The following is a 23,858-nucleotide window of genomic DNA, read 5'->3' as shown; positions in this document are numbered from 1 at the left end:
CTACTTCTTGGCGGACCCGGCGTTCTTGCCGAAGCGGGCCTCGAACCGCGCCACGCGGCCACCGGTGTCGAGGATCTTCTGCTTGCCCGTGTAGAACGGGTGGCACTCGGAGCAGATGTCGGCACGGATGGCGCCGCCGCTCACGGTGCTACGGGTGGTGAAGGAGGCGCCACAGGTGCAGCTGACCTGCGTCTCGACGTACTCCGGGTGGATGTCGCGCTTCAAGGGAATCTCCTAGGTTCGGGAGGGCACCGGGTCGACGGGCGGGATGCCTGTCGTGAACCGGGACCGACGATCCAGTTTGCCAGTACTGGCCGCATCTCCCAAAACCGGGGGTCGGGCCGGGATATTCCCGACCCCTCCCGGGAGGCTATTCGACGACCTTGCCCGCGTCGGTGGCGTCGCCCGCGGAGCCCTTGGTGGCCGAGGCGGGGACCGGCTGGTCGTTGCGGAGCGCCGTCCATATGAGCTTGGCCTTGCGCTCCATGGGCAGCACCCGGGCCGGGTTCTGCGGGTCGTACTCGACGGGCAGCGTGGTCATCTTCATGTCGCCCGAGCCGATGCCCTTCATGGATTCGGCGAAGCCCTTCAGCTTGCTCACCGAGGCCAGCTCGGAGTCGGTGGTGAGCGCCTTGGTGGAGGTGTCCGCGAGGTCGTAGAGCTTCTTCGGGTTGCCGAACACGTCGACGTGCTTGACCTGGTCCAGCAGCGCCTTGACGAACGCCTGCTGGAGCTTGATCCGGCCCAGGTCACTGCCGTCGCCCACGCCGTGCCGGGTGCGCACCAGGCCCAGGGACTGCTCCCCGTCCAGCGTGTGCGGGCCGGGCTCCAGGTCGAGGTGGCTCTTCGGGTCGTGAATCGGGGCGGTGGTGGTGAGGTTGACGCCGCCGAGGTCGTTGATGAGCTGCTTGAAGCCGGAGAAGTCGACCTCGAGGAAGTGGTCCATGCGTATGCCGGTCATGGACTCGATGGTCTTGATGGTGCAGGCCGGGCCGCCGGCCTCGTACGCGCTGTTGAACATCGCCGCCTGCACGGCGGGCGTCTCCTGCCCGCCCTTGGTGGTGCAGGACGGCCGCTGTATGAGGGTGTCGCGCGGGATGCTGATGACGCTGGCCTTCTTGTGGCCCTTGTAGACGTGGACGATCATCGCCGTGTCGGAGCGCGATGTGCCCTCGTCCGTGCCGTACTTCGCGTTCTTGCCGGCCCGGGAGTCGGAGCCGAGGACGAGGATGTCCATCGAGCCGTTGTCGACGTTCTTGGGGCGGTCGGCACCGAGGGCGGCGTTGACGTCGACGCCGGTGAGGTTCCCGTTCAGCTTGTAGTAGAGGTAGCCGAGTCCGGCACCGCCCAGGACCAGCACGGCGGCCAACGTCCACACCGTGTAGAGCACGGCCCTGCGGCGCGTGCTGGGCCGCTTGCGGCGGCGGCCCGACGTCGCGCCGCGGGCGCGGTGGCGGCCCGGCGTCACCGGTGCGTTGCTGCTGTCCTCGGCCATGTGCTCCTCAGTCCTCTATGTGCTGCCCGAGTACCCCCTGCCGTCACGGTCAGGCGTGGCGTCGCGGTTTCGCGGTGGAGCCTGCCTGTGTTCCGGCCCCGTATTCCGACCTGACAGATGGAAGGCCGTGCGCCAGGGTTGCATACGTGCCATGGCCGGTTTTCGCGCGGGCCGCCGGGCGCTCCGTTCGTCCCCTTCGTCCGCCTTACCGCTCTGACCTGCACTTTCGCGGGCGATAACATGATCAGGACCGGTCCGTGGCCCGGCTTGCCGCTGTGGCTCACCTCTCACCGAACGCGGCGAGGCCCCCGCGGTGCGGGGGGCCTCGTCTACGGAGCGTTCCGGAAGATACTCGCTCAGTCGCCGTTGTTGCCCGGAGTGGGCGTGGTCTTGGCGATCTGCATCAGGAACTCGGCGTTGGACTTCGTCTGCTTCATCTTGTCCAGCAGCAGCTCGATCGCCTGCTGGGAGTCGAGCGCGTGCAGCACCCGGCGCAGCTTCCAGACGATGTTCAGCTCCTCCGGCGCCAGCAGGATCTCTTCCTTACGGGTGCTGGACGGGTCGACGTCCACCGCCGGGAAGATGCGCTTGTCGGCGAGCTTCCGGTCGAGCTTGAGCTCCATGTTGCCGGTGCCCTTGAACTCCTCGAAGATCACCTCGTCCATCCGCGAGCCGGTCTCGACCAGCGCGGTGGCCAGGATGGTCAGCGAGCCGCCGTCCTCGATGTTGCGCGCGGCGCCGAAGAACTTCTTCGGCGGGTAGAGCGCGGTCGAGTCGACACCACCGGACAGGATGCGGCCGGAGGCGGGCGCCGCCAGGTTGTAGGCACGGCCCAGGCGGGTGATCGAGTCCAGCAGGACGACCACGTCATGGCCCAGCTCGACCAGGCGCTTGGCCCGCTCGATCGCCAGCTCCGCGACGGTGGTGTGGTCCTCGGCCGGGCGGTCGAAGGTCGAGGAGATGACCTCGCCCTTGACCGACCGCTGCATGTCGGTGACCTCTTCCGGCCGCTCGTCGACGAGGACGACCATCAGATGGCACTCGGGGCTGTTGCGGGTGATCGCGTTGGCGATCGCCTGCATGATCATGGTCTTACCGGTCTTCGGCGGGGCCACGATCAGACCGCGCTGCCCCTTGCCGATCGGCGCGACCAGGTCGATGATCCGGGTCGTCAGCCCGCCGGCCTCGGTCTCCAGACGCAGCCGGTCCTGCGGGTAAAGCGGCGTCAGCTTGCCGAACTCCGGCCGCCCGCGCCCGGTTTCGGGCGCCATGCCGTTGACCGAGTCCAGCCGCACCAGCGCGTTGAACTTCTCGCGGCGCTCGCCCTCGCGCGGCTGACGGACCGCACCGGTGACGTGGTCGCCCTTGCGCAGACCGTTCTTGCGGACCTGGGCGAGCGAGACGTAGACGTCGTTCGGGCCCGGGAGGTAGCCGGAGGTCCGGATGAACGCGTAGTTGTCGAGGATGTCGAGGATGCCCGCGACCGGGATCAGGACGTCGTCCTCTGACACCTGCGGCTCGTTGCCGAAGTCGTCGCGGCCACGGCGGCCACGGCGGTCCCGGTAGCGCCCGCGGCGGCCGCGGCGGCCGCCGTCGAAGTCGTCATCGCTCTCGTCGGGGCGCTGCTGGGCCTGGCCGCGCCCGTCGCGCTGCTGGCGGCCGCCGCCCTGCTGGCCGTCGTCGCCCTTGCCGCGGCGGTCGCCGCGGTCCCCGCGGTCGCGCTGACGCTCCCGGCGGTCGCCCTTCTGGCCGCGCTCCTGGCGGTCACCGCCCCTGGCGCCCTTGCCCTCGGCGGTGTCGACGGCGGCCTCGGCCTTCCCGTCGCCCTTGGGCTCGGTCCTGGTCTCGGTCTTGGCGGAGGCGTCCGTACGAGTCTCCGTCTTGGTCTCGACAGCGGTGGCCGTGCCCCCGGCGTCAGGGGTGGTGGCGGGCGCGGTGGCGCGGCGACGGCGGCGCTCACCGGCCGGCTGCTCATCGCCCGCGGGCTCACCGGGCTGGCCCGGGATCTCGATCTGCTGCTGGGCGACGGCCTTCTCCTCGGCGTCGGCCTTGTCGGCCTTCTCCGCCTTCCCGGCGGACTTCGAGGACTTGGCGCCGCCGGCCTTCTCCTCGGCGTCATCGCCCGTGCGGGTCCGCGAGGTGGCGCGGCGCTTGGGCTTGGTCGCGCCTTCCGCGGCGGACGGGGTGCTCTCGGCGCCCTCGGCGGAGCCGGAGCCCGCGGCCTGCTTCTCCTTGATGACCTCGATCAGCTGGCCTTTGCGCATCCGTGCGGTGCCCTTGATGCCAAGGCTCGAGGCGAGCTGCTGCAGCTCGGCCAGGACCATGGCGTCAAGGCCGGTGCCCGAGCGGCGTCGCCGCGGGGCAGCGCCAGTGGCAGCACCGGTGGCGGGCGCGGAAGCGTCCGTGGCGGGCGCGTTGTTGCCGACACCGCTGTCGGAGGTGCCGGAGGCGTTCACGCCCATCAGATCGGTGGTGTCGCTCACGAAGGGTCCTTCCCTGGAGCGGGCGTCGGCCTGTCTGGCTCGGCGACCGGTTGTGCTGTCCGGCTGTGGTCCTTCCGTAACGGACCGGGCCGGGGCGGTGGTCCGCCGGGGTACGGCGGAGAGATCAATTCATGGTTCCGACGCGGTGGAGGGTTCACTGAGATCCGCCACGCCGATTCCGGAGCGTGCTCGCTACTGCTCAGGCAGGCTGCTCAGGCAGTGGGGGAGGCTCCCGGAAGAAGGGTGGTCCCGGATGGGGACACTGAGCACCTCGCCTCCGAATAGATCCAAGAGGCATCAAGTGCTGACTTGAGGTTAACACTACCGGATCCAACAAACATTCCCCCTTTCCAAGACCGGCTATCAAGTATTCCCGGGTCCGGGACTCCCCGGACCGGGGTGTCAGGTGAGCGGCAGGACGCTCGCCCCCCCGGCGTCGAGAGCCAGCCGGTTGGCCGCCCACCCCTCGCCCGCCAGTCGTGCGACCTTGTCGGCCGCACCGTCCTCGACCAGCGCGAGCACCGTGGGGCCCGCACCGGAGATGACCGCGGGGACGCCGTCCGTCCGCAGTCGGTTCACCAGGCTCACGCTCTCGGGCATCGCCGGAGCACGGTATTCCTGGTGCAGCCGGTCCTCCGTCGCCGCCAGCAGCAGCTCGGGACGCCTGGTCAGGGCCTCGACGAGCAGTGCGGCCCGGCCCGCGTTCACCGCCGCGTCCACATGCGGGACGGTGCGCGGCAGCAGCCCGCGGGCGGTCTCGGTGAGCACCGGCCGGCCAGGGACGAAGACCACCGGAACGATGGAATCCGCAGGGTCCATCCTGATCGCCCGGGCGGACCCCGCATCCGTCCAGGCAAGGGTGAAGCCGCCGAGCAGACAGGCGGCGACATTGTCGGGGTGGCCCTCGATCTCGGTGGCCAGCTCCAGCACCGCCTCGTTGTCGAGCCGCTCGGCGCCACCTATGGTCACCGCGCGCGCGGCGACGATCCCGGCGCAGATGGCGGCGGAGGAGGAGCCCAGGCCCCGGCCGTGCGGGATGCGGTTGGCGCAGACCACCTCGAGGCCGCGGGGCTGCCCGCCCAGCAGGTCGAAGGTGGTGCGCAAGGAGCGTACGAGCAGATGGCTCTCGTCGCGCGGCAGCGTCTCCGCGCCCTCGCCGGCGATGTCGACGTGCAGACCGGAGTCGGCCACCCGGACCACCACGTCGTCGTAGAGGCCCAGGGCCAGGCCGAGGGCGTCGAAGCCGGGACCGAGGTTGGCGCTCGATGCGGGGACGCGCACTCGGACGGCGGCGGCGCGGAACGCTGGACCGGCCATCGCTCGATGACTCTCCTTGTGGTTACGTGCGATTGCTCGAAGAGGTACGGAACACCGCGGGGGCCGCGACACGTACGGCGACGCCGCGCAGAGGCGAGCGCTCTGCGTCGGGGCGGATTCAGTACAGCCTATCGAAGGAAGGTTCTGTGGCGACATAGGGCGCACGGGAGGCGCACGATGCGTGTCGCGCTCCCTGCAACCATCCGCGACCACTCTACTGGGTCGCCGCGCGCGCCCTCGCGCTGCTCTGCCACCACTTGAGTGGATCTTTGGAGAACGACCTGGAGGAGGCCCGGCGAGCCGCGCGACGGCGGCCCGCCGAAACCCTCATGGCCCCAGGTCGCGGCCCCGATCGGGCCGGGCAGGACCACGCCGTGCCGAGACCCGCGCGGGGCCGGATCAGACCAGCCCGAGCCGTACGGCCGCGGCGTCCGCGTCCACCGGGACCACGACCGGCTGCGGCGCTCCCGCCACCGCCCAGTCCGGGTCCTTGAGCCCGTTTCCGGTCACCGTGCAGACAATGCGCTGGCCCGGGTCGACCAGCCCCTGCTCGGCCGCCTTCAGCAGACCCGCCACGCTCGCCGCGGAGGCCGGCTCCACGAAGACGCCCTCCTGCGCGGCGAGCAGCCGGTAGGCGGCGAGGATCTGACGGTCGGTCACCTCGTCGATGAAGCCGCCCGACTCGTCGCGTGCCTGCTCGGCAAAGGTCCACGAGGCCGGGTTGCCGATGCGGATGGCGGTGGCGATGGTGCTCGGCTCCTTGACCGGCTCACCGCGCACGATCGGCGCCGAGCCGGACGCCTGGAAGCCCCACATCCGGGGCGTACGGGAGGCGCGCGGCTCGCTGTCGGCGAACGGCGCCGCGTACTCCTTGTAGCCCTTCCAGTAGGCGGTGATGTTGCCCGCGTTGCCCACCGGCAGCACATGGATGTCGGGCGCGTCCCCGAGCATGTCCACGATCTCGAAGGCGGCGGTCTTCTGCCCCTGGATCCGGGCCGGGTTGACCGAATTGACCAGCGCCACCGGGTACTTCTCCGACAGCCCGCGCGCCAGCGTCAGGCAGTCGTCGAAGTTGCCGTCGACCTGGAGGATCTTCGCGCCGTGGACGAGCGCCTGGCCCATCTTGCCCAGCGCGATCTTGCCCTGCGGGACCAGCACCGCGCAGACCATCCCGGCCCGTACGGCATACGCCGCGGCCGAGGCCGAGGTGTTGCCGGTGGAGGCGCAGATGACGGCCTTGGCGCCGGCCTCCTTGGCCGCGCTGATGGCCATCGTCATCCCGCGGTCCTTGAACGACCCGGTGGGGTTGGCACCCTCGACCTTGAGGTGGACCTCGCAGCCGGTGCGCTCGGAGAGCACCTGCGCGGGAACCAGCGGCGTACCGCCCTCGCGCAGGGTGACGACGGGCGTCGTCCCGCTCACCGGGAGACGGTCGCGGTACTCCTCGATGATGCCCCGCCAGCCGTGCCACTGGCGGGTGCCGGACATTCGAGGCCCGGCGTCGGCGATTGCGTTCATGATTTCCCTTACTCTCCGCTCACCCTCTGTTCGGCCTCAGCGCGGCCGCTACCCGGCCTCTACTCGCCCTCGACCCGCATGATGCTCGCGACATCGCGGACGGTGTCGAGCCGGCGAAGCGCCTCCACGGTCGACGACAGCGCGGCGTCGCTCGCGCGGTGGGTCACGACGACGAGGGACGCCTCGCCGTCCTTCCCCTGCTGGCGGACCGTATCGATGGACACGCCATGCTCGGCGAAGACTGTGGCGACCTGTGCGAGAACTCCCGGTTTGTCGGCGACGTCCAGGCTGATGTGGTAGCGAGTGATCACATCGCCCATCGGGCTCACCGGAAGCCTGCTGTACGCGGACTCCCCCGGTCCGGTGGCCTCCGCCAGCTTGTTGCGGCAGGCGGCGACGAGGTCGCCGAGGACGGCCGAGGCGGTCGGCGAACCGCCCGCGCCCGGTCCGTAGAACATCAGCTGCCCCGCGGCGTCGGCCTCCACGAAGACCGCGTTGTACGCCTCGCGGACGGAGGCGAGGGGGTGGCTCAGCGGAATCATCGCCGGATGCACCCGCGCGGTGACCGAGCGGCCGTCGGCGGCCCGCTCGCAGATCGCGAGCAGCTTGACGGTGCAGCCCATGCGCTTGGCGGAGGCGATGTCGGCGGCGGTCACCTCGGTGATGCCCTCGCGGTGCACATCGTCGAGGGTGACCCGGGTGTGGAAGGCGATCCCGGCGAGGATCGCGGCCTTCGCGGCGGCGTCGAAGCCCTCGACATCCGCGGTCGGGTCGGCCTCGGCGTAGCCCAGGGCCGTGGCCTCGTCCAGCGCCTCGCTGTAGCCGGCGCCGCTGCCGTCCATCCGGTCCAGGATGAAGTTGGTGGTGCCGTTGACGATGCCGAGGACGCGGTTGACCTTGTCGCCGGCGAGCGACTCGCGCAGCGGCCGCACCAGCGGGATCGCCCCCGCGACCGCGGCCTCGTAGTAGAGGTCCGCACGGCGCTGCTCGGCCGCGGCGTGCAGCGCGGCGCCGTCCTGGGCGACCAGCGCCTTGTTGGCCGACACCACGCTCGCGCCGTGGTCGAAGGCGGTGGTGATGAGGGTGCGGGCGGGCTCGATCCCGCCGATGACCTCGACCACCACATCGATGTCCCCGCGCTTGACCAGGGCCGTGGCATCGGTGGTCACCAGCTCCGCCGGCACCCCTTCCCGGACCCGGCCGGGGCGCCGCACGGCGATCCCGGCCAGCTCGACCGGGGCCCCGATGCGCGCCGCGAGATCGTCCGCCTGCGTCGTCATGATGCGCGCCACCTCTGAGCCGACCACTCCACAGCCCAGCAGCGCCACTTTCAGCGGACGCGTACGCATCATCCGACCTCGTTTCTCATCCATCGCGTTCATGCATCAGCGCGTTAGTGCACCAGTCTCAGGCACTGGACGGGATTTCCTGTCCCAGGTCCAGTATCCGAGATCCTTTTCTCGCTAGCCGACATCGAGCCGCAGGAGATCTTCCTCCGTCTCGCGCCGGACGATCTCGCGCGCCTGCCCGTCCCGTACGGCGACGACGGGCGGCCGGAGCGCGTGGTTGTAGTTGCTCGCCATCGAGCGGCAGTACGCGCCGGTGGCGGGGACGGCGATCAGGTCGCCGGGCGCCAGATCGGCGGGCAGGAAGGCGTCCCGTACGACGATGTCGCCTGACTCGCAGTGCTTGCCGACGACGCGGGAGAGCATCGGCTCGGCGGTGGAGGCGCGGGAGACCAGCGCCACGGAGTACTCCGCGTCGTAGAGCGCGGTACGGATGTTGTCGGACATCCCGCCGTCGACGCTGACGTACGTCCGCAGCCCCGGCAGCTCCTTGACCGTGCCCACCTCGTAGAGCGTGAACGCGGTCGGCCCGACGATCGCCCGCCCCGGCTCGACCGACAGCCGCGGCACCGCGAGCCCGGCCGCGTCGCACTCCCGGTGGACGATGTCGCGCAGCGCCTTGGCGATCTCATGCGGCTCGCGGGGATCGTCCTCCGAGGTGTACGCGATGCCGAGGCCGCCGCCGAGGTCGATCTCGGGCAGCTCGACACCGTGCTCGTCCCGGATCTCCCCCAGCAGCCCGACGACGCGGTGGGCGGCCACCTCGAAGCCCGAGGTGTCGAAGATCTGCGATCCGATGTGCGAGTGGATCCCGATGAGCTCCAGCCCGTCGAGCTTGAGCGCCCGCCGTACGGCCTCGGCGGCCAGCCCGCCCGCGAGCGGAATGCCGAACTTCTGGTCCTCGTGCGCGGTCGCGATGAACTCGTGGGTATGCGCCTCCACACCCACGGTGATCCGGATCTGCACCCGCTGGCGCTTCCCGAGCCGGTGGGCGATGTGCGCGACCCGCGCGATCTCCTGGAACGAGTCGAGCACGATCCGCCCGACGCCCGCCTCGACGGCCCGCTCGATCTCACCGGTGGACTTGTTGTTCCCGTGCAGCGCGATCCGCTCGGCGGGCATCCCGGCGGCGAGCGCGGTCGCCAGCTCCCCGGCGGAGCACACGTCGAGGTTGAGCCCCTCCTCGGTCAGCCAGCGCACGACGGCGCGGGAGAGGAAGGCCTTCCCGGCGTAGAACACGTCGGCGTCCTCCCCTTCTCCCTTCTCCCCCTTCTCCCCCTTGAACGCCTCCCGCCAGGCCCGGCAGCGGGCCCGGAAGTCGGCCTCGTCGAGGAAGTAGCCGGGGGTCCCGAACTCCTCCGCGAGCGTCTTGACGTCGATCCCGCCGACGGTGGCGACGCCGTCGGCGTTCCGGCCGACGGTACGGGACCACACGCGGGGGTCGAGCTGATTGAGATCGGCGGGCGGCGCGGCGTAGTGCCCCTCGGGAAGGACATCGGCGTGGCGGGGCCCGGCGGGGTGGGCGGAACGGCTCATGCTGTCTCTGCTGTCTCTCTCAGGTCTTACAGATGCAGGTCTTACAGATGTTCGGGTGCGCTGATGCCGAGCAGATGCAGGCCGCCGGCGAGCACCGCCCCGGCGGCGTCGGCGAGGGCCAGCCGGGAACGGTGGACGGCCGAGGGTTTGCGCCCGCCTGCGGGAAGCGCCGGGCAGGCGTCATGGAACCGGAAGAAGCCATCGGCGAGGGCGACGAGCTGCCGCGCGAGCCGATCGGGCGCACGGTGCCGGGCGGCGGCCTCGAGGGTGCGGGGGTAGTCGGCGAGGAGAGCGAGCAGGGCGGTCGCGGCGGGGTGGCGGTAGGCGCCGGGCTCGGCGGGGGCGTCGTGGGACTCGGACTGGGGCTCGGGGATGATGCCGAACTGGCTGGCGTTCCGCATCAGGGCCCGGGTGCGGGCGTGGGCGTACTGAACCCGGAAGAGGGCGTTGTCCTCGCGCTGGGAGAGCAGGTGGGCGGGGTCGAGATCGGGCAGATCATGCCCGGCAGGCCGGAGCAGCGCCCAACGGGCGGCATCGGGCCCGAGGCGGGTGAGCAGATCACGCCCGGAGACCGGAACGGCCCGCACGACGGGCCCGTCACCAGGAACAACGACTCCCCCGGTGGCGTGGACGAGCCCCCGCACCACATGAGCGACGAGCGCGGCCCGCACCTCATCACCGGCCCCAAGCGGAACCGACACCCCGGCGAGCGCATCTCCGTGCCCGTAGCGGAGCCCCTGGGAAAGGACGGCCCGCACGAGCTGAGCATGAGAAGTGCCCTCAAGAGTGATGTTGAGGAAACCAGGGTCGGCGATATCAACGCGGGCGATCCCGGGAGCGCGCACAAGCCGCCGCCGCAAAACCTCGGCGATAACGAGCGCATCCCCCTCACCCCTGGCCAACAGCAGGGCGACATTGGTGGCGTAATCCCCACACCCGGGCCGAGGAGGAGTCCGCACCTTCACCCGCTCCGGCACGGCAACGCACAGCTCGTCGTCCTCAACGGCACGACGCACGGTGTGCAGCACAGTGCGGGAGAGCTGGGCGGGAGTCACGGGACCAGCGTATGGGAGGAGGGGGGTACGAAAGCGAACCGGTTTCGCCCATCGGACGAGCGCACGGGGCGCACCGACACGAGCCAGAGCCGAGACCCTCAGCCCGCCAGCGACGGGTCGGCCCTGGGGCCCACCACTACCCGGTGGGCCCCACAACCGGCTCGGCATCACCAGGAGCCGCCGCACCGGCCGCCCCCTGCCGCATCAGCCTCCGCACGAGCTCGACAAGATCGACGGGCTCGAAGGGTTTCGCGAGGAAGGCATCGACGCCCAGTGCCTTCCCGCTATCCATCTCGTACTGCGTACACGCACTGATGATCGCGACGGGCACATGACACGTTCGAGCATCAGCGCGCAGCCTCGACGCCGTATGCAGCCCATCGAGTCTGGGCATCACAACATCGAGAGTGATCACATCGGGCCGCACCTGGTGAACGATCTCCAGGCACTCGGCACCATCGGCCGCGGTCACGACCTCGAAGCCCTCCAGCTCGAGGTTGACCCTGATCAGCTGCCGGATGACCTTGTTGTCGTCGACGACAAGGACCCGGCCGGACAAGCCAGGCACACCCTGAAGAGTAGGCGCGCAGCCACGACCGCGTCCGGGTTTTCCCCACTTCCGCCCCGTGCGGGGGACCTTTCCCCAAGACCCCTGCACCCCCACCTCCACATGCGGTATACGCCCCTCCGCTCCCCCTCCCACCAGCTCCCGATAACCGTTCATGACCACCCTCTGCGAGCTGATAGTGTTCTACCTGTCGCCGCGAGACAGCAGCGACAAGGCCCCCGTAGCTCAGGGGATAGAGCAACGGCCTCCGGAGCCGTGTGCGCAGGTTCGAATCCTGCCGGGGGCACTCAGGGGATGGGAATGAATGCGACGGTTATGTCGCGTTTGTCCACCCCGGGTGTCATGATCGGGTGCCAGCACTTCGCTGCGGGCGCCCGATTTTTTGTTCCACGGGTCCAGCTCACGGGTGACGGCCACCAGTCCATCAAGCAGATGCCCCGGGATCGTCACCCGTAGGGTCACTTCTTCGCGGGGCCGGCTGTAGCGGACCTCCAGCCCGAAAGCGTCGTAGAGCCGCCGCTGGATCTCCTCCGGGACCAGGGCGAGGTCGATGTCGAGGTGCGGGAGCGCGTCCAGCAGGGCAGCGCTGTCGACGGAACGCACCTCCGGCTTCGGGGCTTCCAGACGGGCCAGCTGCTCGGCGAGCACTGCACCTCAGCCACACGCATCTGAGGCGCGAGCGCACCCCGCACCCGAGCCATCACCGAGCCAGTACCGGTCCACCTCGGCGGTACGGACGCACACAGGAGCAGGTGCTCCAAGATCCTCGGGCGCGCTCCCCCACATCGGGTACACGACCGCGACCACCGCGGGGCACGGGGTACACCCCGAGAGCACCGCTCCCGCCCGCCCAAACCCCGTGGTATCGGCCGCCAGGCCGACAGGACACCCGAACTCGGCCCGCGACCACACGCACCGGCGCGGGCGCACAGCACCCCGCTCGCACCCCAGGAGCCGCCCCGAAGAAGCCAGAAGCGAGGTGCTCCTGACCCGCACCTCACCAGCCCGCCACGGGACCCGTACAGAACCCACGCTGCACATGAATCCCGCAGGGAGAAGGCATCCACCACAGCTCAGCAGCCGAGCAGCCAGCAACACGCGATCCGCGCAAGCCCGGCCGCGCTGACCAGTAGATCGGGATGCTTCGCTTTACCGATATACAGTCGCCCTCGCCAGCAGCCGGCTCGTCAACAGCCTGGCCTGCGGTGATGCCCGGCACGGGGGTGTCGCATCCAAGGACGGCCCCGGACACGCCGATGGAAACGACGGGGAAACGCCAGCGGGCCACCTCCGGTCAACCCACTCGCCGACGCCTCAACCACGCACCTCATTGCCTAAAACAGCCCTCCCCACTGGCCGGCAGAGGCAAGGCGATCCAGGCTGCCGTCGCGCCCCGCAACCGGCGGAACCCCCAGGCCTCGCTGGTGAGTTCATGCACGATATGCAACCCCCGCCCGCGCTCTGACAACAACGCGCACAGCGCCTCCAGACCGCCGCCCCGGTCTTCCTCCACCGGCACAAACAGAGCACCCACCGCAAAGGACGGGATCTCGGGCATCCTCGGATCGTGATTCACTACTTCGCAGATGACATGCGACGCCGCCCCCGCACCCGCAGCTCATACGGCCCCACCGCGTGCTCGACGGCGTTCGCCACCAACTCCGATACGGCCAGCACGGCATCGCTCACCGCCCTGCCGACATACCCCAGACCGCCCAGGGGATACCCCAAAACGGCCCGGGCACGAGCCGGAGCCCCTGGCTCGCCATCACGCCAACGCCACAACACGACCGGTGCGCCATCCGACATGCCCGACGGACTCATCGCTGCCCGCGCCGAGCCGCGTGACACCCACGCCGGACACGGCGATGTCGCCCCGCACCGGGCCGTATGACGGTCCAAACCCCGGGCTGCCTCCGGGTCCCCCACTGTGCTCACCGCCGATCCCGAGAACCTCACGGCACTGTGCATCGCACACGTCACCATCATCAAGATCTCACGACGCGCCCCTCGAGCCCCGTCGCGCGTACCTCACGCGCACGGCGAGCCAACACGATGCCGGTCGTCCGGCACACCGCTGGTGTCCACACAGGGCACGGTGATCCCCACCCGTGTAGTCCACAGGGACGACGGACACGTCCGGCCGCGCTCGGGGGCCCGGCGAACCAAGTAGTAAGGGGCGCAGGGCTACCCACTCACGGACCCTGCTTTACCCCGGCCGGAACCAGGCTGGCCAGCATGGCCCGAGTCTCGGGATCGGTTGAGTAGAGTACGGCGCCGGCCAGTCCTCGGGTGAGCAGTACTTTGTATGTGTTGCGTATGAGGCGGTCGAAAGCTTCGGGCGTTGCCTTTTTCACGGTGTGGTCCTTGCTCTCTCCACGAACAGCACGCCACCCATCGCCGCGCCACACCAGGTCGGGACCGAAGATCACGCCATTCCAGGCGTACTCGAATCCTTGAGCCGTATAAATGCAGCCGATTTGCCCGAAGCCTGACGAATCTGTGGCCCACAGCGAGGAGGCGGGCGCCCCACCTAGGGGTTGCTCACTTCTGAGGTTCCAGGGCCTGCGCCATGCGCCAATGACCACGTCGTCGACCAAGCTGCCGTCAGTTCCCGGGTCGCTCCATGGCCAGCAGAATCCCGCTGTCATACGAGAGGTGTAGCCGGAATCTTGTCGGCAGCGGAGGTAGCTCTCCATCTCTTGGGGCGATTCGGCGGCGAGCAACTCGAAGTTGTCCTCGGGCTGCCACTGAATCGGGCCACCGGGCTCAAGGCCGAGGAGGCGGAGGACCCAGTTTTCGTAGGCGCGGCTCCCGCCGCACCGGAACTGGCTGTTGAGATCGACATGGCGCACAACACACCCGCGCGCGTGAGCAGCCTCGTCGATGGTCTTGATACTTCCCATCTCGCCCGGCCTGACCACCTGATGCTCGTCGAGCAAGAAGACCGGGACCCTGGCTGCGTCGATGAGTTCCTCAACTTGCCTTCGATCGCTCCGATGCCCGGCGTACGTGTCCTGTCTTGCCGACCGCTGTCGAATGCGATGGGCTTCGTCACAGATCAAGACGTCCAGCCCGTTTTGTTCAGCATCTGTGAAGTCGAAGAAGTACCGGAAGAGCTTTGGGATGCGGTCGTTCTTAGTGCCGAGGACGTGCCGGAGAGTGGTGGTGAAAGACTTGGATCCGGTGGCGTGGAAAGCGCTTCGCCCGTTCCTGAAGAGGTGCCCCATTAGGTGCAACGCAATGATGCTCTTACCCGAACCAGGCCCCCCGGTTATCACTATCACTTCCTTCTGGTTTGACTGCCGTGACAGGTTCGCTGCCCGCTTGACCAAACGAGCCGCTACCTCTTGCTCATCCATCAAGAGGAACTGGCCGCCGTCGACTATCTCGGCAGCAGCGGCACGCATCAACTGACGACCGGGAGCCTGAGGGCTGGCCAGGAGAGCATCGCCCTCTGGGGAACCGTCCAAGCCTGAAAGACAGGTTTGGAGATACTGAATAAATTCGCCGCGGGATGTGTCTGTGAAAAGTTGCGCCCTCGCGTCGGGCAATCTGAATAGTTCACTGACACCCTGATCGACTGCGTTGTGCAGATAGGCCACGCCCGCGACGGCGTCCTCCTGATCACTCAGCACATTGGTGAAGTCCTGAAGGTAGTCGCAGTAGCGGCGTACCTGGGCCACGGGATGTAGGGCGGGGCGGTTGCCCATTCCCTTGACCAAGCAGAGGTTGTCAGTGCCAGGAACGAGGCGCGCTTCACTCCACTGCTTGAGCTCGACGATGACATAGGACGGTCTGCCCGTCGTGGGGTGTGAGCCAGCAAGGACAACGTCTGCACGCAGGCTGGTAAGGGGCAATTGGTGCTCGATCAGCACCTCGACGTCATCAAGCCCCGCATCGCACAGAACTTCCGCCAGGGCTGGGAGGCTGTTCTCCCACGAGCAGCGTTCGCTGTCCGACGGGTTCTGGAAGAGTAGGGAGCGGTACTTCTGCGCGAGCCGCTCGAAGAGGGCTCCGTCATTGCACCGCTCGAACAGTGCACGTGCGGACATGCGAAGAAGAGGCACGGACGATCTCCGTAAGGGCGGTGGACACGACGGCGAGAGGGACTCGCGGTGGGGGCTCCTGGAACCCCCTGAAGGTGCATCCCGGCAATCAGGCGAGCGGCAGTCGGTACTCGAAGCTGCGCGGCCTCAGGTCCTCGTCAGCCGGCGCCCAGTCATGGAGGTGCAACACCCTGCCGCCACTCGTCGTGTAGTCGCCGGCCCGAATGTCCACCTTGATGTCGCTGACCACAAACAGGTCCACGGTGTTCTGCGGATTCCGGGCGTGCTCGACCTCGTTGATCGTCAGGTCGACGCTCGTAGCCGCTCCTGTCGTCCCCTTCACCTCAACACGGCGCTCTGCCCCGTGACGAGTGCAGTGGAGGTCGTACGGCTTGCCAAGGCGTTCCACTGTCCAGCCCTCCCCCTCGTAGTGAGCGACTGCCATGTCCTCTGCATGCAGTTCGATGGCTTTACGCTTCTTGGGATCGGAGACGAAGCCCGCTCCGCTGGAGCCTGACTTCGATGGCTTGGGCGGTTTCACCTGCTCTGCTGTGAAGCCGGAGGTGCGGTTCAGAGCCACCGTCTGCTGTTCGGACCAGTTCGTGGGGATCCCGGCCAGATCGAGCAATGGCTGCGGATCCATGTCGACGAGCATGCCTATGCCTTGCTGAGTCCCTGAAACACGTATGGCGTCACTGGCGGCCAGTCCAAGCGGCCCGTCCTCGTCGAGGCGGACTGCGCGGAGTACAGCCAATGGCTCGATGCCGAAGCGCACCGGGTACTTGATGGCGTTCTCGGCTTCCTCGTCCGGCCAGTGAGGAGCTTCTGCCTCGTAGAAGTTCTCACGCACCTCGAAGAGGTACAGAGTGATCTTCTTGGTGCTCCACTTGTCGAGCTGTACCCGCGGCCCCACTCCCGTGGCCAGCACGGCGAAGCGTGGCCGCGCGGACCGGTACTCGGGCTTCCACCGAGGAAACCCCCAGGACCGGGTTTCGATCCCGTGCTGCAGGTTGCGCCTCGTTTCGGGCTTTTGGCCGACGTGGACCATCACGAAGGAGGCCGTCTGCGACAGACGGTGGAGGGGGGCAGGAACGTCGTTGCTGCTGTCCTGATGCCTCGACAAGTGCCTATCTCCGTGATCGCCTGCCGCTGCGCCGATCCCCACGATCGACTGAGCTCCATGACCATTCCGCATGGCAATCAGATTTTCATATAAGTGAGGCCATCAGTTGGCGACTTGCCGATACAAACCAGATGCGCCCCTGGGGGCGGCGAGCACGGTGGCGCCGCCTCGACCCCCAGCACCTCACAGCCCTGTGCGGCGGACACGTCACCCTCATCAAAGCCGGACGGCGTGCCCCTCGCGCCCTGCCGGACGCACCACACGCGCACGGCGAGAGCCGACACGATGCGGGTCGTCCAGTCCGCCGCTGGTGTCCGCGCGCTGAAGGTCTGCGCGTAATCCATGGGGACGGCGGACGCGGCGGACCACGCTCGGAGGCCTCGGTGAACCAAGTCGGTGGCGAGGCAGCCTGGTTCCTTCACCACCCAGCGGCCCCACCACAGCAGAGCCGCCGGGCCGCGACAGGGGCCGCGAAGGGCGGCCCCGTGCGCAGCGGCCGAAGCGCCGGTCGTCTACTTGCCCCTTCGATTCACCGGGACGGTCGTCTGGATCACCAGCTCACCGCCCAACAACGGCTCGGTTCGTCCTCATTTACCGCGCCCCCGCCCCTCCCTCCACTCCGTCGCGGGGTTGGTCGCCGGTCACCCCAAGTGGTGGTCGCAGTCGCACTTCGGCGCGGTCGCCCGCCGGGTCGACCAGATCGCGGTGATGTCCTACGACACGGCGCTGCCGCTGGAGAGCCTGTACGGGGCTATGTGGCCCAGCAGACGCGACTGGCCCTGGAGGCGACCCCGCGCGGCACCGACCTGCTGATGGGCCGCCCGGCCTTCCACACCGACGACATGGGCCACCATGAATCGGCCGAAACGGTGGCCGCCGCCGCCCGGGGCGCCCGCCTCGGCCTGAGCCGCGAGGACGCTCACCGCGAGCGGTTCGGCGTCGCGCTGTACGGGGACTTCGCGGCGACGCCGGGTGACTGGGCCGCGTACCGGAGGAACTGGGGCGCGCCGAACTGACAGTGCCGGGATGCGTTCACAAAGGTCCAACACATTGGTAATGCGCTGGTCACTCGGTAAGCCCAAGTCCTTCGGGGAGACCCAGGAGAACTTGCCGACGATCCTCATCCCCGGCTTCTTCACCCATCTGGGTAATGATCGAGATCAGTTCCGCTCCTTCACTGCCTGATCTGCCCCTTCGACGAATTATCCGACGCCTATCCCATGGATTCGCCCGGTCGCGATCACGCGCGCCAGAAGCGCGGCACCGCTCACGGGACTACTGTTCGCTCCATCGTGCGATCTCGCCACCCGGCATGCATACCACTCGACTCCCGTTCGGCCCCACAAGCCCCCAAGCCTCGTAATCGGAATTCGGAGCTACAGCCAATTCCGCACCGCTCCCGAACGAGATAAGCAGATCCCCATTGCTTCGCGCCTTAGCCGAGATAACCGTATCGTGCATGAGGCTCACCAATCGGGCAGCAGTAGCACCTGGGGATTCCGGATCAAACAGGACAAGATCCCCACCGGGCGCCTGGACGCTTGCGTCTGTCTCCACACGCACCTCGTAATCCTCACTGGTGAGGAGCGTGAGAGCCGCGTCGAAACAGATATGGGTGACTGATTGGCCTCGGAGGTTCAGGTCCATGCCCACCGTCCTGCTGGCCCCACCGTTGCCTTCAGCCCTTGTCCGCAGAGATGAACGTCACCGTGAGCGATTCACCGGACGCGGCAACAATGCGGGATCCTCCCTCAAATTGGAGCTCAACTTGGACCAGATCTCCATACTCATTGAGCTGTTTCTCCACAGCATTAATTTTGCCGAGGGTTTCTGAGGAAAGGGCCGGAACATCACGATAGGCCCATTCATCGGGGGGATAACACCACTTGGGGAGCTCTGGCCAGTCACCTTTTTCGATACGCAGAGTCCAGTCTGTCCCACAGGTCAGGTCCAGCGAACCGGATTCCTTGAAAATCAGCTCAATGGCCTCCGGGGACGCTGTCGCATCGCTCTCCTCAGGGAGGTAATAGATACCCTTGACCGCCACGACCGTGTAATCAGTAAGGGAGTCAAGCCGCATAGGCCATCACCCTCCTTCCCCGTGAACCACGTCCGCATTCGCGAACCATCCATTCGGCCTATCCTGCGGGAACATTGTAACGAATTCCCCGTCGGCCTTAGTGACCAGAAGGTCTTTCCCCTTCCGGTAGAAGAGGTAGTCTTCGCCTCCTCCGCTCTGGGGGTTCCATGAACCTTGCCGGACCTCGTCCGGGTCGTTGTGGATGGCGCTCATTCGGTCGCGGAACCATGTCCTGGAGCTTCCGTCAGCAGGATCCAGGCTGTAGTCCTGAGCGTGCTTACCCCACTTCTTACCGAACTGCTTTTCGTTTACGCTGAGATTGGGACGCTTCGTGCACGACAGCCCTTGAGCGTCGAACCACGCCATCGGATTGACCACATATCCGTGGTGATTAGGGGCAGGGTCCAGGCCCAGCGGGTCGGGGGTGACGTAGCGGGCCGTTTCGGGGTCGTAGTGGCGGAAGTAGTTGTAGTGCAGGCCCGTTTCGGGGTCGGCGTATTGGCCGGGGAAGCGGAGGGGGCAGTCGACCGTTGATCCGCTCGCCCCGGTGGGGAAATCTGTGCCCCAGAGGGTGGTGCGGCGTTGCCAGGCCAGGTCACCGGCCGCGGTGACCAACTCCGTTGGGGTGCCGACCAGGTCCGTGATGATGGCGTGGAAGCGTGGTGTGGTGTCGTCGTCGGCGCCGGTGAATTTCTCTATGAGGGATTCGCCGGGCTCACGCACCAGTGACGTGTGGTCGGTTTGGGTCAGGGGGCGGTGGGTGTCCGGGGCGTAGTCCCAGGTGGTGTGGTTGCCCTCTGGTGTGGATTGTTCGGCGAGGCGGGTGTCTTCCCATGCGAAGGTCACCGATTCCGCGACCGTGCCGTCATCCGCCAGGCGCTGTTTCGATATGCGGCGGCCGAGGGGGTCATACGTGTAGTGCCAGTGGTCGCCGTCCGGGGTTGTCGCGTCCGTCAGGCGGTCTTCGGCGTTCCAGGTGTAGGTCCAGGTCCGGGTCTGGCCGTTGAGGAGTTTGCGGGTGCGGCGGGTGAGACGGCCCTGGGCGTCGTGTTCGTACGTCGTGCGGCCCGCTCGGTGGATCACCGTGCCGGTGAACTCGCGGTCGCCGGGGGACGCGTGGTCAGGGGCCGTGGCCTGCGTCAGGTTGCCCGCCGTGTCGTAGGCGTACGTCTCGGTCCAGCCGTGCGCGTGGACCGCCGTCACGCGGCCGGACGGGTCGAGGTCGAAGCGGCGCGTGCCCGAGGTGAGTTCGCGGATCTCGGTGAGGTAGCCGTCCGGGCGGTAGGCGTAGGAGCGGTGTTGGAGGATCCGGTTCGCCTCGTTGCCACGGCCCTCGGCGATTGTCTGGGTCGTCAGGCGGTCTGACCTGTCCCAGGTCTGGGTCAGTCGCACCGCCTCGCCGATGCGGCGTTCCGTCTCCCGGCCCGCCTCGTCGTACGTGAGGGTCAGGGTCCCCGCCGTCCCGGTGCGCAACGCGGCGGGGCGGCCCGCCTCGTCGTAGGTCCAGACGCTCCTCAGGCCCGAGGGCGTCATGCGTTCGGTGCGGCGGCCCACGGCGTCATACGCGTACGTCGTCGTCCGACCGTTGACCGTCTCCGACCGGACCCGGCCCAGCGCGTCCCGTTCCAGGGTCAGCTCGACGTCCGGATTCGCCGCTCGCGTCAGGGCGCCCTGCGCGTCGTAGGCATACGTCGTCCGTGCGCCCGCCTCGTCGCGTTGTTCCGTCGTGCGACCCAGTGCGTCCCGGGTGAAGTGCAGCGTTTCGCCCGCGCCGTTAGTGCGGGTCAGCAGGTCGCCCGCCGGGTCGTGGGTGTAGGCCACGGTACGGCCGTTGAAGTCGGTCTCGGAGGTGAGCCGGCCCGCCGGGTCGTAGCTGTAGGTCCAGGTCAGACCCTGGGGATTGGTGACCTTGGTCAGCCGCAGCTCGGTGTCGTAGGAGAAGGCGTACCTCGCACCGTCCGGCTCCGTACGCGTCGCGGGGACGTCGAAGTGGGTGGACGTCTGGTGGGTGGTGTGACCCGCCGGGTCCGTGTGGGTGAGGAGGTTCCCCTCGCCGTCCCAGGTCCAGCTCTCCCGGGCGCCGTCCGGCTCCTCCCGCCACGCTGGCTTGCCCTCGGTCGTCCAGCCCATACGGGTCGTATGGCCCAGCGGATCCGTCGCCTCCACCACCCGGCCGAAGAGGTCCCGGCGGACGCTCGTGGTGTGGCCCAACGGGTCCGTTACGGCGATGGGGAGCCCGGCCGGGTCCGGGGTCAGGCGCGTGGTGTTACCCAGCGCGTCCATCACCTCGGCCAGGTGGCCCCGCTCGGTGTAGCCGTAGGCCGTGGTCGCCCCCACGGGGTCGGTCGTCGAGAGGAGGTTCCCCGTGTCGTCGTACGTGTGGCGCCATGTCCCGCCGCCCGGCTCGGTCACCTCCACCGGCAGGCACAGCGCGTTGTACGTGGCCCGGGCCTCGCTGCCGTCCGGCAGGGTGACGCCGGTCAGGTTGCCGTCCTCGTCGTACGCGTAGTGGGTGGAACGGCCCAGGGGATCCGTCACCGCGATCCTGCGGTCGCCGCGCGCGTCCCACTCCGTCAGCGTGGTGTGGCCCAGCGGATCGGTCTCCTCGATCAGCTGCCCGTCGGCGTTGTAGCGGTAGGTCGTGCGGTGGCCCAGCGAATCCGTGTAAACCGTCGTCCGCGCCTCGTCGTCATACTCCAGGCCGCCGTTGAAGACACCGTCGCTGCCCTCGGTGCGCACCACCCTCCCGTCCGGCCCGTACACATACCGGAACGACGTGCCATTGCGGTCCGTCCAGGATGTCACCCGCCCCTCGCCGTCGTAGGTGAACCGCAGCGGCTCGCCACTCGAGTTGATGACCTCGGTGAGGTTGCCCGCTTCGTCGTAGCCGTAGCGCATCACCACCGTGCCGCCCTCTCGGGTCTGCTCGGGCGCGTAGACCGACGGCGGCTCGTCGAAGAGCCGCAGCGCGGTGACCCGCTGGCCCTCGGTGTCGACGACCAGGTAGTAGCCGCCGGAGTGGCGGACGGCCAGCGGGGCGCCGCTCAGGGCGCGTTCGATGTCGATGCGGGCGCCGTTGCGGTCCTGGAGGCTCTCCAGGGCCAGGTAGACCGCGCCCGGCTCCTCCGTGGCGGCGGGACGGACGAACGTCCGCACCACACCCGTCTCCGGATCGGTGACCGTCATGACGCCGTCCGGTTTGCCGTCCCACTCCAGCGGCCACCGCGCGCCCTTCGCGGGCAGCGTCGGCACGCCCGGCTCCGGTACCGGATACACCAGCCGCATCCCGTCCGCGGCGGCGAACACCACGCCCTCCGCGTCCAGTTGGATCCGCTCGTCCAGCAGGCTGGCCCAGGTCGGGCCGAACCACACCCCGCCCCGGTACGAGGACACATGAGTACGCTCGAACACCAGCGACAGCGAACCGGGCAGCGTCAGATCGGTATGCTCCATCAACATCGCACCCGTCGCGATGTCGATCGGCTCACCCGTGCACGGGCACTTCTTGGCCGGGCGGGCGGCCGGGCCCTCCTCGACCAGGTTCGGGCGCAGCGAGGGCACCTTCGGCGGCTTGAGCAGGTCCGGGTCGCCGGTGAGCTTCGGCATCACACCGGGCTTGAGCACCCCCAGCCCGGCCCCGAAGATCCCGCCGTCGATCATGCCGTCCCTGGCGGCCTGATTGACCTCGTCCAGGCTGAAGCCCTTCTGCTGCCCCAGGGCGATCTTCACCGGCTGGGCCACCGCCGCGTCGATCGTCACCGACAGCACACTGGTGAAGACCGCGCCCGTCAGCATCTCCGCCGCGATGACGGCGACCGCCTCCTCCACGGCGACGCCCAGGCCGGCGGCCATGGCGATGATCTCCGCCGCTACTCCATCGGAGGCGCCCCCAGTGACGATGGTCAGCAGCCCGCCGCCAACGAGCGCGACGGCATCGATGCTGATCTGAGTCCACAGCTTCTCGATCGCGTCATCGACCGTGTCGGCGAACTTGTCCAGCGCCTTGGCCATGTTCCGGGCCGACTTGGCGAGGTTGCTCAGCCAGCCCTCGTCCTTGCCCTTGGCGTAACGCCCCCAGAAGATCTCGAAGGCATCGATCGCCTCACCCTTGTTGTGGTGGATGAGCGTCGTGGCCGCCTTGTCGGTCGCGACCCGCACATCGTCCACGCTGTCGGCGAACGTCCGCCAGGCGTCGGCCGCGTGGCGCAGCGTGCCGGAATTGGCGTCCGGCCACCACATGCCCAGCTTCATGAGGAGGGCCTTCGCCTTGTCCTCGATATCGCTCCCGAAACTCACCGATGACCGCCCGCGCCCGGACCCTGGTCATGACCCGAGTCGTGCTTGGCCTTGGTGAACATGCCCTCGACGAGCTTGTCGTTGTCGACATGGCCATCAGCCATGTCGTTCATCGCCTCATAGATGCTGGTCAGCCCGAGGACGAGAATGCCGGCCGCCGACTCGATGTGCTTCTGGTTCGGCTTGTACTGCTTGCCGAAGTCGTTACCGGGCTTGTCATCCCCCCACGGTTCCCCATAGCCGTCCAGCGTCGTGATCAGCTTGGTCAGCGCCTCACTCAACTTCACCGACTGGTGGTGGAACGTCGGCGCGACGGACTTGATGTCCGCCACCTTGATGTCCAGAACTTTGCCGCCGCCTCCGGTGCCCATGCGACGTCCCCCCTCGGCCGAACGAACGTGTGGCAAAAGGTTCATCATATGAAGGTGTGAACGAGGCTCGGCCAATCAGAGGTATGGCATGTGCAAAGCCGTCGTCATATGTGTCAGCCAGGTCGAGCGCTCGCTGTCTGCTGCCATGAGGTCAGGGGTAGGTTCAATTCCTGTCGTCCCGAGATGTGATCAGCGGGTTTGCCCGAAACAGCAGGCGCGCTGGTGATATTCGGGTGCCCCGTGGCGGCGAACGTGATGACCCAGCTCTTCGGTCGATCTCCTCAGACGGACGCTCGAATAACGCGGACGGGTCAGCCTCCCAGGCACGGGCCATGTCTGCCTCCGGTCGAGGTGGTCCGAGCACGCTGTGGCTACACAGTGCAGCCAGGGCCGTACCCGACGGTGAGAGGGTTGCCTCACGGCCAAGCCGCCTGGTGGTGGCGTGGGAGCCGCCTGAGGTGGCTCCCACGCGGTGCGGGCGGAGCGCCGGTCGGTTACGTGCGCGCTCGGTGCACCGGCACCGGGAAGGCCGTCTGGATCACCACCTCACCGCCCACCAATGGGTCGGTTCGTCCCCATTTACCGGGTCCCGCGCCGGGGGCACCTTGAAGAAGGTGCCAG

The 23,858-nt window shown here is 68.2% G+C and carries 16 protein-coding genes, 1 tRNA gene and 1 pseudogene; 2 read left to right on the top strand and 16 right to left on the bottom strand.

Annotated features, from left to right (window positions below; genetic code table 11):
- The 9 genes from rpmE to BLV72_RS23615 all read right to left on the bottom strand — a co-directional run bounded on the left by rpmE (position 1) and on the right by BLV72_RS23615 (position 11,318).
- Positions 1-225, bottom strand: coding sequence for a 50S ribosomal protein L31 (rpmE, locus tag BLV72_RS23655; protein ID WP_059147681.1), 225 nt, complete (start codon positions 223-225; stop codon positions 1-3).
- A gap of 145 nt (positions 226-370) precedes the next feature.
- On the bottom strand, positions 371-1,495 hold the full coding sequence (locus tag BLV72_RS23650) for an LCP family protein (protein WP_093464687.1): 1,125 nt from the start codon (positions 1,493-1,495) through the stop codon (positions 371-373).
- A 356-nt stretch (positions 1,496-1,851) separates the two neighbouring features.
- Positions 1,852-3,978: a transcription termination factor Rho gene (rho, locus tag BLV72_RS23645; protein WP_093464685.1), complete on the bottom strand. Its 2,127-nt coding sequence runs from the start codon at positions 3,976-3,978 to the stop codon at positions 1,852-1,854.
- A 402-nt stretch (positions 3,979-4,380) separates the two neighbouring features.
- Positions 4,381-5,295: a homoserine kinase gene (thrB, locus tag BLV72_RS23640; RefSeq protein WP_014054912.1), complete on the bottom strand. Its 915-nt coding sequence runs from the start codon at positions 5,293-5,295 to the stop codon at positions 4,381-4,383.
- A gap of 399 nt (positions 5,296-5,694) precedes the next feature.
- A complete protein-coding gene (thrC, locus tag BLV72_RS23635; RefSeq protein ID WP_244320934.1) occupies positions 5,695-6,813 on the bottom strand; it encodes a threonine synthase in 1,119 nt (372 codons plus the stop codon).
- A 59-nt stretch (positions 6,814-6,872) separates the two neighbouring features.
- Positions 6,873-8,165: a homoserine dehydrogenase gene (locus tag BLV72_RS23630; RefSeq protein ID WP_078643647.1), complete on the bottom strand. Its 1,293-nt coding sequence runs from the start codon at positions 8,163-8,165 to the stop codon at positions 6,873-6,875.
- Positions 8,166-8,276: 111 nt separating this feature from the next.
- Complete coding sequence (gene lysA, locus BLV72_RS23625; RefSeq protein WP_093464682.1) at positions 8,277-9,695, bottom strand: diaminopimelate decarboxylase; 1,419 nt, start codon at positions 9,693-9,695, stop codon at positions 8,277-8,279.
- A 41-nt stretch (positions 9,696-9,736) separates the two neighbouring features.
- Positions 9,737-10,750: an ArgS-related anticodon-binding protein NrtL gene (nrtL, locus tag BLV72_RS23620; protein WP_093464680.1), complete on the bottom strand. Its 1,014-nt coding sequence runs from the start codon at positions 10,748-10,750 to the stop codon at positions 9,737-9,739.
- Positions 10,751-10,886: 136 nt separating this feature from the next.
- Positions 10,887-11,318, bottom strand: a complete 432-nt coding sequence (locus BLV72_RS23615; protein ID WP_232546197.1) for a response regulator — start codon at positions 11,316-11,318, stop codon at positions 10,887-10,889.
- Between the two features lie 214 nt (positions 11,319-11,532).
- On the opposite strand from BLV72_RS23615, the gene BLV72_RS23610 reads away from it, so the two are divergent.
- A tRNA-Arg gene (locus BLV72_RS23610) sits at positions 11,533-11,604 on the top strand.
- A gap of 1,041 nt (positions 11,605-12,645) precedes the next feature.
- On the opposite strand, the gene BLV72_RS50055 is transcribed toward BLV72_RS23610, so the two are convergent.
- From BLV72_RS50055 to BLV72_RS23595, 3 genes are all read right to left on the bottom strand, one after another.
- The gene (locus BLV72_RS50055; protein ID WP_244320932.1) at positions 12,646-12,876 is read right to left on the bottom strand and encodes a hypothetical protein; all 231 of its coding nucleotides are present in this window, start codon (positions 12,874-12,876) and stop codon (positions 12,646-12,648) included.
- A gap of 637 nt (positions 12,877-13,513) precedes the next feature.
- Entirely contained in the window at positions 13,514-15,373 is a 1,860-nt protein-coding gene (locus BLV72_RS23600; RefSeq protein ID WP_244320930.1) for a DUF2075 domain-containing protein, read from the bottom strand.
- Between the two features lie 103 nt (positions 15,374-15,476).
- Complete coding sequence (locus tag BLV72_RS23595) at positions 15,477-16,532, bottom strand: protein NO VEIN domain-containing protein (protein ID WP_244320928.1); 1,056 nt, start codon at positions 16,530-16,532, stop codon at positions 15,477-15,479.
- Positions 16,533-17,066: 534 nt separating this feature from the next.
- On the opposite strand from BLV72_RS23595, the pseudogene BLV72_RS23590 reads away from it, so the two are divergent.
- Positions 17,067-17,506, top strand: a pseudogene (locus BLV72_RS23590) (hypothetical protein); the annotation flags it as partial.
- Between the two features lie 259 nt (positions 17,507-17,765).
- Here the strand turns inward: BLV72_RS23590 and BLV72_RS52060 are convergent.
- The 4 genes from BLV72_RS52060 to BLV72_RS23575 are packed head-to-tail and all read right to left on the bottom strand — an operon-like array spanning position 17,766 to position 23,237.
- Positions 17,766-18,137 (bottom strand): DUF6188 family protein, encoded by a 372-nt coding sequence (locus BLV72_RS52060; protein WP_425288388.1) that lies wholly within the window; start codon positions 18,135-18,137, stop codon positions 17,766-17,768.
- 31 nt (positions 18,138-18,168) lie between these two features.
- Positions 18,169-18,570 (bottom strand): hypothetical protein, encoded by a 402-nt coding sequence (locus tag BLV72_RS23585; protein WP_093464676.1) that lies wholly within the window; start codon positions 18,568-18,570, stop codon positions 18,169-18,171.
- A gap of 6 nt (positions 18,571-18,576) precedes the next feature.
- Entirely contained in the window at positions 18,577-22,866 is a 4,290-nt protein-coding gene (locus tag BLV72_RS23580) for a DUF6531 domain-containing protein (RefSeq protein WP_244320926.1), read from the bottom strand.
- Positions 22,863-23,237, bottom strand: coding sequence for a hypothetical protein (locus tag BLV72_RS23575; RefSeq protein WP_093464674.1), 375 nt, complete (start codon positions 23,235-23,237; stop codon positions 22,863-22,865). Before BLV72_RS23575 ends, BLV72_RS23580 begins: the two co-directional genes overlap by 4 nt.
- Positions 23,238-23,858 lie beyond the last annotated feature (621 nt).

It is taken from the genome of Streptomyces melanosporofaciens, assembly GCF_900105695.1.
In the GTDB taxonomy this organism is placed as follows: Bacteria; Actinomycetota; Actinomycetes; order Streptomycetales; family Streptomycetaceae; genus Streptomyces; species Streptomyces antimycoticus.
This window is presented reverse-complemented; position numbering and strand designations above follow the sequence as displayed.

Excerpts from the sequence above, each read along its gene's own strand:
- BLV72_RS23650 (WP_093464687.1), bottom strand. The coding sequence starts at position 1,495 with ATGGCCGAGGACAGCAGCAACGCACCGGTGACGCCGGGCCGCCACCGC.
- thrB (WP_014054912.1), bottom strand. The coding sequence starts at position 5,295 with ATGGCCGGTCCAGCGTTCCGCGCCGCCGCCGTCCGAGTGCGCGTCCCC.
- thrC (WP_244320934.1), bottom strand. The coding sequence starts at position 6,813 with ATGAACGCAATCGCCGACGCCGGGCCTCGAATGTCCGGCACCCGCCAG.
- BLV72_RS23630 (WP_078643647.1), bottom strand. The coding sequence starts at position 8,165 with ATGATGCGTACGCGTCCGCTGAAAGTGGCGCTGCTGGGCTGTGGAGTG.
- lysA (WP_093464682.1), bottom strand. The coding sequence starts at position 9,695 with ATGAGCCGTTCCGCCCACCCCGCCGGGCCCCGCCACGCCGATGTCCTT.
- BLV72_RS50055 (WP_244320932.1), bottom strand. The coding sequence starts at position 12,876 with ATGCCCGAGATCCCGTCCTTTGCGGTGGGTGCTCTGTTTGTGCCGGTG.
- BLV72_RS23600 (WP_244320930.1), bottom strand. The coding sequence starts at position 15,373 with ATGTCCGCACGTGCACTGTTCGAGCGGTGCAATGACGGAGCCCTCTTC.
- BLV72_RS52060 (WP_425288388.1), bottom strand. The coding sequence starts at position 18,137 with ATGGACCTGAACCTCCGAGGCCAATCAGTCACCCATATCTGTTTCGAC.
- BLV72_RS23585 (WP_093464676.1), bottom strand. The coding sequence starts at position 18,570 with ATGCGGCTTGACTCCCTTACTGATTACACGGTCGTGGCGGTCAAGGGT.
- BLV72_RS23575 (WP_093464674.1), bottom strand. The coding sequence starts at position 23,237 with ATGGGCACCGGAGGCGGCGGCAAAGTTCTGGACATCAAGGTGGCGGAC.